Source organism: Streptomyces sp. CNP082, from assembly GCF_059570535.1.
The window spans coordinates 283,016-293,078 of sequence record NZ_JCANSZ010000006.1 but is presented as its reverse complement, the minus strand read 5'-3'; the positions used below and the strand labels follow the sequence as shown (position 1 = coordinate 293,078).

The 10,063-nt window shown below is 70.3% G+C and carries 11 protein-coding genes; 6 read left to right on the top strand and 5 right to left on the bottom strand.

All coding sequences use genetic code 11. From position 1 onward, the window contains the following. Both B124_RS08335 and B124_RS08330 read left to right on the top strand, forming a co-directional pair. On the top strand, positions 1-1,602 hold a 1,602-nt coding region (locus tag B124_RS08335), incomplete at its 5' end, for a chondroitinase-B domain-containing protein (RefSeq protein ID WP_496502024.1). A gap of 156 nt (positions 1,603-1,758) precedes the next feature. Next, positions 1,759-3,054, top strand: coding sequence for a discoidin domain-containing protein (locus tag B124_RS08330; protein WP_496502023.1), 1,296 nt, complete (start codon positions 1,759-1,761; stop codon positions 3,052-3,054). 311 nt (positions 3,055-3,365) lie between these two features. Here B124_RS08330 and B124_RS08325 read toward each other — a convergent pair whose 3' ends face one another. Beyond that, positions 3,366-3,617, bottom strand: a complete 252-nt coding sequence (locus tag B124_RS08325) for a DUF397 domain-containing protein (RefSeq protein ID WP_496502022.1) — start codon at positions 3,615-3,617, stop codon at positions 3,366-3,368. Further along, complete coding sequence (locus tag B124_RS08320) at positions 3,614-4,429, bottom strand: helix-turn-helix domain-containing protein (protein ID WP_496502021.1); 816 nt, start codon at positions 4,427-4,429, stop codon at positions 3,614-3,616. Before B124_RS08320 ends, B124_RS08325 begins: the two co-directional genes overlap by 4 nt. A gap of 88 nt (positions 4,430-4,517) precedes the next feature. On the opposite strand from B124_RS08320, the gene B124_RS08315 reads away from it, so the two are divergent. Continuing rightward, the gene (locus B124_RS08315) at positions 4,518-4,979 is read left to right on the top strand and encodes an ATP-binding protein (protein WP_496502020.1); all 462 of its coding nucleotides are present in this window, start codon (positions 4,518-4,520) and stop codon (positions 4,977-4,979) included. A gap of 7 nt (positions 4,980-4,986) precedes the next feature. On the opposite strand, the gene B124_RS08310 is transcribed toward B124_RS08315, so the two are convergent. Further along, positions 4,987-5,154 (bottom strand): hypothetical protein, encoded by a 168-nt coding sequence (locus B124_RS08310; RefSeq protein WP_496502019.1) that lies wholly within the window; start codon positions 5,152-5,154, stop codon positions 4,987-4,989. 236 nt (positions 5,155-5,390) lie between these two features. On the opposite strand from B124_RS08310, the gene B124_RS08305 reads away from it, so the two are divergent. Beyond that, positions 5,391-6,497 carry a zinc ribbon domain-containing protein gene (locus tag B124_RS08305; protein ID WP_496502018.1) on the top strand — a complete coding sequence of 369 codons (1,107 nt, stop codon included), beginning with the start codon at positions 5,391-5,393 and terminating at the stop codon, positions 6,495-6,497. A 43-nt stretch (positions 6,498-6,540) separates the two neighbouring features. Here the strand turns inward: B124_RS08305 and B124_RS08300 are convergent, their stop codons facing one another. Beyond that, positions 6,541-7,380: a serine hydrolase domain-containing protein gene (locus tag B124_RS08300; RefSeq protein ID WP_496502017.1), complete on the bottom strand. Its 840-nt coding sequence runs from the start codon at positions 7,378-7,380 to the stop codon at positions 6,541-6,543. An 87-nt stretch (positions 7,381-7,467) separates the two neighbouring features. On the opposite strand from B124_RS08300, the gene B124_RS08295 reads away from it, so the two are divergent. Then, on the top strand, positions 7,468-7,881 hold the full coding sequence (locus B124_RS08295) for a MerR family transcriptional regulator (protein WP_496502016.1): 414 nt from the start codon (positions 7,468-7,470) through the stop codon (positions 7,879-7,881). Then, positions 7,869-8,891: an aldo/keto reductase gene (locus B124_RS08290; protein ID WP_496502015.1), complete on the top strand. Its 1,023-nt coding sequence runs from the start codon at positions 7,869-7,871 to the stop codon at positions 8,889-8,891. Before B124_RS08295 ends, B124_RS08290 begins: the two co-directional genes overlap by 13 nt. 217 nt (positions 8,892-9,108) lie before the next feature. On the opposite strand, the gene B124_RS08285 is transcribed toward B124_RS08290, so the two are convergent. Continuing rightward, complete coding sequence (locus B124_RS08285; RefSeq protein WP_496502014.1) at positions 9,109-10,011, bottom strand: potassium channel family protein; 903 nt, start codon at positions 10,009-10,011, stop codon at positions 9,109-9,111. Positions 10,012-10,063: the final 52 nt, after the last annotated feature.

The following is a 10,063-nucleotide window of genomic DNA, read 5'->3' as shown; positions in this document are numbered from 1 at the left end:
TGGCACCAGGGAGACACCAGGAAGAACACCTTCGACGTCCAACTGTCCGACGACGGATCGTCGTGGACGACGGTCCTGTCAGGAAAGGAAAGCAGCGGGACCACCCTCCAGCCGCAGAACTACGACTTCGCCGACGCCTCCGCCCGCTATGTGCGCATCGTCGGGCACGGCAACACCTCCAACGACTGGACCAGCATCACCGAGACGACTGTCCACGGGGAGGACGGCGGAGGCGGCGAGGACCCGGGGCCCGGCCCCGGCCGCACCGTCCCGGTCGCGGACTCCGACGAGTTCCAGGACGCGCTGGGGGACGCGCGTGCCGGGGACCGTATCGTCCTCGCGGACGGGGCGTACTCAATCGGGAAGATGAGCGGCAAGAACGGAACCGCCGACGAGCCCATCACCGTCGTCGCGGAGAACCGCCACCGGGCGGAGATCGAGGACGGGCAGTTGGAGGTGCTCGACTCCTCCTACGTCACCTTCGAAGGGCTGAAGTGGACGAACAGCGACACCTTGAAGATCACCAGCTCGAACAACGTGCGACTGACCCGCAACCACTTCCGGCTGACCGAGGAGTCCTCGCTGAAGTGGGTGATCATCCAGGGGGAGAACAGCCACCACAACCGGATCGATCACAACCTGTTCGAGGAGAAGCACCAGCAGGGAAACTTCATCACCATCGACGGCTCCGACACCCAGCAGTCGCAGCATGACCTCATCGACCACAACCACTTCCGCGACATCGGCCCCCGCGCGGAGAACGAGATGGAGGCCATCCGGGTCGGGGAGAGCGCGATCTCCCGGTCGAACGGACACACCGTCATCGAATCGAACCTCTTCGAGAACTGCGACGGCGATCCGGAGATCGTCTCTGTGAAGAGCAACGACAACATCGTCCGCTACAACACGTTCCGCACCTCGCAGGGCGTGCTGTCACAACGGCACGGGAACCGCGGCTCCTTCTACGGCAACTTCTTCCTCGGCGAGGGGAAGGCGGGAACCGGAGGAATCAGGATCTACGGCCAGGACCACAAGATCTACAACAACTACTTCGAGGGCCTGACCGGCTCCGGCTACGACGCCGCGCTGCAGCTCGACGGCGGCGACGTGGACACCTCCGGCGCACTGAGTGCGCACTGGCGTGTCTACCGGGCGACCGTCGTGAACAACACCTTCGTGAACAACGTGTCGAACATCGAGATCGGCGCCAACTACGATCTCGCGCCGGTCGACTCGGTCGTCGCCGACAACGTGGTCACGGGAAGCCGCGGCAAGCTGTTCAACGAGCTGATGGAGCCGGAGGACATGACCTACGCCGGCAACGTCGCCTGGCCGACCGGCTCGGCGACCGTCGGCGTCGACGTGCCCTCCGACGCCGTCAGGGCGGCCGATCCGCTGCTGGACCCCGACGGACCGGTCCAGCGGATCGGTGCCGGCAGCCCGGCGATCGACGGCGGCACCGGCGACTACGCGTTCGTGACCGACGACATGGACGGCCAGGCCCGCGCCGGCGTCGCCGACGCCGGGGCCGACGAGCGCTCGTCGGCCGCCGTCGCGCGAACCCCGCTCACCGGGGCCGACGTCGGCCCGAGCGCTCCGTAGGACGCGCGGCACGACCGGCGGCGGCCCGGCCCGCCGCCGGCCGTGCCCTCGCGGGCATCAGGCGACTCACTCCCAGGAGACGCACGTGAACATTTCGTACGCCCCGACAGGACGGTGACGACGATGACGGTGACGACGACGAGGAAAGGTTTACCGGTGAGACCCGTACTGACCGCCGCGCTGTGCGCGTGTACGGCGCTCGGCTCGATGGCGCTGCTCAGCCCGACGGCATCGGCGGCGACGCTGCCCATCACCACGGCGACGGCCAGCGCCGACGACGGCAACGAGCCGGCCAACGCGATCGACGGCGACCTGTCCACCCGGTGGTCCGGCGCCGGTGACGGGGTCTGGATCCGCTTCGACCTCGGTTCGGTCGCCACCGTCGACTCGGTATCGCTCGCCTGGTACGAGGGGGACGACCGGCGGGCGACGTTCGACGTCCAGCTCTCCCAGGACGGCTCGGCGTGGTCGACGGTGCTGTCCCGGGAAACCAGCAGCGGCAGCACCAGCGACTTCGAGACGTACGACTTCGCCGCCGCATCCGCCCGCTACGTGCGGATCGTCGGGTACGGCAACGACTCCTCCGACTCCTCGACGTGGACGAGCATCTCGGAGGCGACCGTGTCCGGAACGCCCGGCGACGATCCGATTCCGCCCGAGCAGTCCCTCGGCGTCGGCGGTGTGGCGACGCCGCCCGGCGCCATCCTCGTACCGGACCAGGACTCCCGGTACGAGATCGACTCCGGCGGCACGTCGTCCGCGCCCAAGGTCTACGACTGCCAGGGCAACACCATCCGCGGCGGCGTACTGATCGAAGACGACCACGTGGTGATCCAGAACTGCCGGGTGGACGCCGAGCAGCAGTACGGCATCTACTCGGACGACAACACCAACGTGACCATCCAGAACAATGACATCAAGGGTGTCGAGGGCCCCGGCGACCTGAACGCCATCACGTTCTTCGGCGACCGCCACAAGATCCTCTACAACACCGCCGTCGACTTCGTGACCGGCGACCCGGGCGACAGCCACACCGACTTCATCCAGACGTGGGTGTCCAGCTCGCATCCCATCGCCAGTGACGACGTGCAGATCCGGGGCAACAAGGCCGTCGGCCCGCCGAACCCGGACCGCGAGGACAGCATCCCCAGCATCCACCAGTGGCTGATGGCCGAGGACTACGGCCGCGGCGGGAACTCCGGTGGCAACACCGACGGCATGAAGAACTGGATCGTCGCGGACAACGAGATGGGCGACAGTTGGAACCAGTCCATCAAGCTGGACGGGCCGGACCAGGTGGCGATCACCCGCAACGACTTCGTGGGCTCCTCGACCCGGGTGATGGAAGTCACCTCGGCCTCGTCCGGAGTGAAGTTCTACAGCGACAACCAGGTCGGCTCGGACTACGGGTCGATCGGCATGACGGTCACCCCGGGCGACGGGCCGGCCTGACTCCGCCGTCCGGCCCGGGACGAGTCCGGGCAGCCGGAGTGCAGTGGCCTGATGGCTGTTCAGGGGCGGTCTCTCGGGGGGCCGCCCCTGGCACGCGGCCGGCCGTCTCACGCGGGCGGGCCGGGGGCGCTCTTGGCCGTCCGCCCGTATCGGCGGTTCCGGGCGCCGCTTCGACGTCATGGACGCCGGGTGGAGCCTGCGACTCGATCGTCGCGTCGAGCTGGGCGAGGCGGTGTACGGGCACGATGTGCTGCACACCGGCACTTCGCCCTCGACGACGGCGAGTTGATGTCGCAGGCTCTCCGGCTTGCCTACTGACCTGCGGTGGTGGTGGCGTGGGTGAGGAAGGCGGACCAGGCTTCGGGGGTGAAGCAGAGGTGGGGGCCGTCCGGGTCCTTGGAGTCGCGGACGTGGATGGCGCCGGGGACGGGGGCGACCTCGACGCAGTTGCCGCCTTCGTCGTCGCTGTACGTGGACTTGCGCCAGGCGACGGCGACTTCGACGCACGCGCCGCCTTCGCTGTTGCTGTAGCTGGACTTGAACCAGTCGAGCCTGTCCGTCATCGCTCCTCCAGGAGCTTCGTGATGAACCGTACGGAGTCCCGCGGGCTCAGGGCCTCGCGGGCGATCATGTCATGGCGACGCATCACGGTGCTGACCTTCTCAGGATCAGCGTAGAGGACTCCGGTCGTCTGGCCTTCCTCGTAGGCGAGATGTTCGTGCTCCGGCGTCTCCACGATGACGAACGGGCCCCGGAATCCCGGGTGGAGGCCACGGTCGGAGGGCATCACTTGGAGGGTGACGTTGCGCTGCTCGGCGATCTCCAAGAGGTGGCGTAGCTGCCGCTTGTACGCTTCTTCACTGCCGAAGCGGCACCGCAGCGCCGCCTCCTCGATGATGTAGCTGAACGAACGGTTCAGGATGGCCAGGAGCTTCTGCCGTTCCAGCCGTGCCTTGACCCGCTCCTCGAGCGTCTCCTCGTCCAACGGCGGCTGGCGCGAGGCCAGCACCGCCCGGACGTACTCCTCCGTCTGCAACAGGCCCGGGATGTACCGTGGATCGTACGAGATCAGGGATACCGCTTCCGTCTCGTACGTCATGAACTCTGCCGAGTACGACGCGAACTTCTCCGGCTGCAAGTACCCCAGCGCCGCCACCAACAGCCCCTGCGCATCGCACATCTCATCCGCCACCTGCAGTAACCGCGGCGTCGGGCGTCGGCTCCCCTGCTCCATCTTCTTCACGTGGTCGTAGGTGTACCCCGCCTCCGTCGCCAGCTCCTCGCGGCTGACGCCCGCGCGCGTCCGCCACCGCTTCGTCTGGTTGCCGCAGTAGCGCCACTGCACCGGGGGCTGGGAGTTTTCGAGCGTCGTCACCGCATTCACCTCGTCATTGAGGGGCGCGGAGGTCGTGAGACCCCCCTGTCCCTACTCACAGTAGCGAGCCGAAGTCACTCTGTGAGGCGTGAATCTCAAAGATCCCACCCCCCTACCCTCCGACATCGTGTGGTGCCTCCCCACCAGCCGCCGCAGCCCCGCCCGCGGCCGGGCTCTCCTCGCCCAGCAGGCACGCGAGTGGAAGCTGCCGCCCGACACCACCGACACCGCAGTGCTGCTCGTCAGCGAGCTGCTCGCCAATGCCTGCCTCCACGCCCGCGCTCCGCGCGGTCGGCACATCGCCGCCCGGTGCGTGCTCGGCGACGCCGGCCTGCGTGTCGAGGTATCCGACGCGGGGGCAGGCGAACTGCCCACGCCGCGCGCGGCCGGGCCCGACGACGAGTCCGGCCGCGGGCTCGCCCTCGTCGCCGCGTTGGCGTCGCGGTGGGGTGCCTATCCGCGGCCGTACGGGATCGGCAAGACCGTCTGGTTCGAGCTACAGGACGCCTTCCCCGGGCACGCAGTCCCCGGCCAACCGCCCAAGACCTAGGCGTTCCTCACGCCTCCGCGGGCCTGGTGTCCTCGGGCGCGCCGTCCCCTGCCGCGCCCGCCGCCGCGTCCGCCGGTTCCGTCTCCTCCGCCAGCTTCACCACCGCGACCGCCGCGACCACCACCCCCGCGACCGTCACCAACTTCTCTATCGCGCTGCCGAGTCCGAAAAGCATGCGATCCCTCCCCTCCCAGTCGGACCGAACAGCCTAAGAGCTGTTCCGTAATGACGCACAGTCAATCTTGAGGTTGTGCAGCACCGCGATGGCGCGGGTGGTGTCGTTGATCGTCTCACCGCGTCGGCGGTGGCGGCGCAGTACCTTGAAGTCCTTGAGGCGGGCGATGCCGTGTTCGGCCCGTGCCCGCCTCTTGGCGAACGGCTTGCTCTTGGTCTGACGACGAGGCGCACCTGATGGTCCTCGGCCCCGGATACTCCTCCCCGGCCGTACGCGCCATGCGCGACCGGGCGGCCCAGCTCGACCGCATCGGCGGGGTGGACGGCAACGTGTCCAACCTGTCGATCGTCTCCCTCCCCGCCAGCCTGGAGGGCAGCACGCCGGTCTCCACGGAGATCACGCTCACCGACCAGGAGCGGGCGCGGCTGAAGAAGGCCGCGAAGAAGCGGCGGGGCCGGGCCAGGGCGCTGGAGCGCTCACGGCGGGCTACGAACACCGCGCAGTACGGGCTGTCGAAACGGCAGGCCAAGCGCGCCGCTCGGCGGGAGGCCCAGGGCCTCGCTCCCAAGGCCGTAGCGGTGCCCGGTGGTGCCCGTGATGCACGGTCCGATGGGGTGCCGAAACAAGCGTTCCGCCGCGACCGGCTGTCCGCCAACTACCGCACTCGGCGCGCCCGGCAGGCCGAGCATGCCGCCTCCATGGCGGAGCACCGCCGCCACCGCGCCCGGCTGGTAGCGCGGGAGATCATCGCCGCCCACGGCCCGGTGCTCGTGGTAGAGGACTGCGATATCCGCACGTGGTACCGGCTGTGGGGTAGGCGCCTCTCCCAGACCACGCCCGGGATGCTGATCTCCGCTCTCAAGGCCGAGTGCGAAGCCGCCGGGGGAAGGCTCGTGCGGGCCTCCACCTGGTCAACGGCCCTGTCACAGCACTGCCTGTGTGGTGAGCGCGTACGCAAGACGCTCCGTGACCGTGAGCACAGGTGCATCGCGTGCGGCCTCGTCGGCAAGCGCGACCTCGTGTCCGCCGCCCTCGCAGCGTTCGTCCGCTTCGAAGAGGTGGACGACCCCAAGACCGCGTACCTGGACACCACCATGTCCCGGCACGCCCAGATCACATACTCACAAGCGCTGGAAGAAGCGCTGCGGGAGTCAACCACACCGAGCCCGAACACCCCTCGGGGTGCGGGACGCGTGGCAGTACCACGGCAACGTGGTGCCTCTGCTCCCCGAACCGCCGGACAGCAGAACCGAGCAACCCTGGATGAGCCGCGCCCCGTGCGCGACCACGCCGGAAAGCCCGGTCCCCGCACGGCGCGCAGTCCACAGCTCACCCTCTGGTGAATTGCGGATCAAGTCTTAGCGCCGACCGGTGACAGAGGTCAGGTCACTTCCCGCTGGCCAGCTCCGCCAGCACCCCGTCCGTGAACGGCGGCCACACCCGCGTCGCCCAGTCGCCGAACTTCTCGTCGGCCAGCGCCACGCACGCCGCCCCCTGGCCCGCCGACGTGAACGCCTCCGGGTCGACCCACAGGAACGTGCCCGACTGGCCGAAGTGCCCGTACGTCCGCGGGGAGGAAGAGGCGCCCGTCCAGTGCGGGGACTTGCCGTCGCGGATCTCCAGGCCCAGGCCCCAGTCGTTCGGGTTCATGTGCCCGTAGCCCGGCAGTACGCCCTTCAGCCCGGGAAACTGCACCGACGTCGCCTCCGCGTGCGTCTCGTCCGAGATCAGCCGCGGCACCAGCAGCTCGCCCGCGAATCGCGCCAGGTCCGCCACCGTGGACGTCGCCGCGTACGCCGCCGAGCCGTCCAGCGTCGTCGCGGTCATGCCCAGCGGTGCGAAGACCGCGTCCCGTACGTACTCGGCCAGCGGTATGTCGGTGGCCTTGGCGAGGTGGTCGCCGAGGGCCTCGAAGCCGGCGTTGGAGTACAGCCTGCGGGTGCCGGGCGGGGCCATCACGCGGTGCTCGTCGAAGCCGAGCCCGGAGGTGTGCGCCAGCAGGTGGCGTACGGTCGAGCCCTCGGGTCCCGCCGGCTCGTCCAGCTCGATCGCGCCCTCCTCGACGGCCACCAGTGCGGCGTACGCGACCAGCGGCTTCGTCACCGACGCCAGGGAGAAGCGGTGGTCCGTCGGGCCGTGGGATCCGGCGAGCGAGCCGTCGGCGCGTACGGCCGCTGCCGCCGCCGTTTCGACGGGCCACGAGTCGATCACGGGCAGGCTGTCCATGCGCCGAGCCTAACGCGGGCTTAAGTTGTTGCTTGGAGCGCACTCCAACTGAGTAGCTTCGATCGCGTCGAGAGTGGGGAGCCGGCAATGAGCCTGACCACAGCGGCCCGGGTGCGCCCCGTGGGCCAAGAGCACTACTCCATCAGCGAGGTCGCCTCGTACACGGGGCTGAGCGCGCACACCCTGCGCTGGTACGAGCGCATAGGGCTGCTCAACGACGTGCACCGGTCGCACACCGGCCAGCGCCTCTACACCGACGGTGACCTCGACTGGCTCGACCTCATCGGCAAGCTGCGGCTCACCGGGATGCCGGTGGCGGACATGGTCCGCTACGCCGAGCTGGTGCGGGCCGGGGAGGAGACCTTCACCGCACGGATCGAACTCTTCCGCGAACACCGCGAGGCCGTCCGGCAGCAGATCGCCGATCTGCAGTCGACGCTCGCCGTCCTCGACTTCAAGATCGACTTCTACGAGGGAGCAGCCTCCCGATGCATGCCGTGAACAACCCCATCGACACCGTACGGCTCGGCACCGACGGCCCCCAGGTCGGCGTCCAGGGCCTCGGCTGCATGGGCATGAGCTTCGCGTACGGGCCCACCGACGCCGACGCCGCCCGCGCCACCCTGGAGCGCGCGCTCGAACTCGGCGTCACCCTGTACGACACCGCCGACATGTACGGCGACGGCGAGAACGAGAAGTTCATCGCCCCCTTCATCCGGGCCAACCGGGACGCGGTCACCCTGGCCAGCAAGTTCTCGATCACCGTCGACCCGCAGGACCCGACGAAGCGCCTGATCCGCAACGACCGCCCGTACCTGCGCGCCTGCATCGAGGCCAGCCTGCGCCGCCTGGGCGTGGAGACCATCGACCTGTACTACATGCACCGCCGTGACCTGCGGGTGCCGCTGGAGGACGCCGTCGGCTACATGGCCGAGCTGGTCCAGGAGGGCAAGGTGCGGCAGCTCGGGCTGAGCGAGGTCACCGGCCCGGAGCTGCGCGCCGCACACGCCGTGCACCCGATCGCCGCGATCCAGTCGGAGTGGTCCGTCTTCAGCCGGGACGTGGAGCGGACGGCGGTGCCCGCGGCGCAGGAGCTGGGCGTCACCTTCGTGCCGTACTCGCCGCTCGGGCGCGGCTTCCTCACCGGCTCGTTCGTCAACGCCGAGGAGGAGCTGACCGCCGACGACTTCCGCCGCACGCAGCCCCGCTTCACCGGCGAGAACGCCGCGAAGAACGCCGAACTGCTCGCGCCGCTGCGGGAGATCGCCGAGGCGCACGGTGCGACGCCGGCGCAGATCGCGCTCGCGTGGGTGCACGGGCAGGCGAAGCGGCGGGACATGACGGTCGTGCCGATTCCCGGGACGCGGAAGCCGTCGCGGGTGGAGGAGAACACCGCGGCGACCCGGATCGAGCTGACCGAGGCGGAGTGGGCGCTGCTGGAGCCGCTGGCCGGACAGGTCGCGGGACCGCGGAGCGCGGACGTCAGCTTCACGTCCGCGGGGCGGGAGTAGCGGAGGCGGGAGCGGGGACGGGCGCGCTGCGGTCAGCGGCGGCGGGGGTCCGCGGGGCAGCGGGCGCGCTGGCGGGCCGGGAGCAACGGGGGCCGGAGTGCGTTTGCACTGCGGGGTGCGTCCCGTCCTACGGGCACGGAGCCGCGGCGCCGCGCCCCCGCCCGCGCCGCCCGCACCGCAGTGCGGCCGGCGTGCGGGGGACGGGACGCACCGGCCGTCACTCCCGCGGCGTCGCCGGCCGCGGCACGGCGCCGTCCGCTCCGTCCGCCCGTACCGCTGTGTCCGCCTCCGTCTGCCGCAGGGCCAGGACCTCCGCCCGCAGCGTCGCCACCTCCCGGGTCAGCTCCCGCAGCAGCTCCGTCTGCTGCTCCTCGTGCTCGTTCTCCCGGTCCACCTGCGAGATGAACCACGCCGCGATGTTCGCGGTGACCAGGCCCAGCAGCGCGATGCCGGAGATCATCAGCCCGATCGCGAGCAGCCGCCCCAGGCCCGTCGTCGGGGCGAGGTCCCCGTACCCGACCGTGGTCATCGTCGTGAACGCCCACCAGACGGCGTCACCCAGCGTGTGGATGTTCGCGCCGGGCTTTCCCCGCTCCACCTCCAGCACCGCGAGCGCGCCGAACAGCCACAGCACCAGGACCGAGCCCGCCACGTACGTCGTCAGCCGGACCTGGGCGGCGGCCGTCGCGAGCCGGCCGGTGAGCAGGAGCGCCGAGACGAGCTGGAGCAGCCGCAGCGGCCGGACCAGCGGCAGCAGCACGGCACAGAGGTCGAGCACGTGCGTGCGTACGAACCGCCACCGGTCGTCCGCCAGCCGCAGCCGTACGAGATAGTCCGCGGCGAAGACCGCCCACACGGCCCAGGTCGCGGCCCGGCACGCGGTGTGGAGCGCGTCCGGCAGCCCGGGGTCCAGGACCGGTACGGCGTACGCGGCGGCGAAGACCAGCGCGAGCCCGAGCAGCGGGCGGCGGGTGCGGCGCTCCCACGCCGCCAGCCGCGGCGGCGGCGCGGGCGCCGCGTCCGCGGCGGCGGGGCCGGGAGGCGGGACGGCGGGCCCTGCGGGCGCGGCGGCGGGTCCGGCGTCCGCGTGCTCGGGGACACTGTCCGGCTTACTGTGCATGGGCCGATGCTACGGAGACCCCGCGGCCAGCGGCACGGCGGAGCGGCGCAGG

Excerpts from the sequence above, each read along its gene's own strand:
- B124_RS08325 (WP_496502022.1), bottom strand. The coding sequence starts at position 3,617 with ATGACGGACAGGCTCGACTGGTTCAAGTCCAGCTACAGCAACAGCGAA.
- B124_RS08310 (WP_496502019.1), bottom strand. The coding sequence starts at position 5,154 with ATGCTTTTCGGACTCGGCAGCGCGATAGAGAAGTTGGTGACGGTCGCG.
- B124_RS08305 (WP_496502018.1), top strand. The coding sequence starts at position 5,391 with ATGGTCCTCGGCCCCGGATACTCCTCCCCGGCCGTACGCGCCATGCGC.
- B124_RS08300 (WP_496502017.1), bottom strand. The coding sequence starts at position 7,380 with ATGGACAGCCTGCCCGTGATCGACTCGTGGCCCGTCGAAACGGCGGCG.
- B124_RS08295 (WP_496502016.1), top strand. The coding sequence starts at position 7,468 with ATGAGCCTGACCACAGCGGCCCGGGTGCGCCCCGTGGGCCAAGAGCAC.
- B124_RS08290 (WP_496502015.1), top strand. The coding sequence starts at position 7,869 with ATGCATGCCGTGAACAACCCCATCGACACCGTACGGCTCGGCACCGAC.
- B124_RS08285 (WP_496502014.1), bottom strand. The coding sequence starts at position 10,011 with ATGCACAGTAAGCCGGACAGTGTCCCCGAGCACGCGGACGCCGGACCC.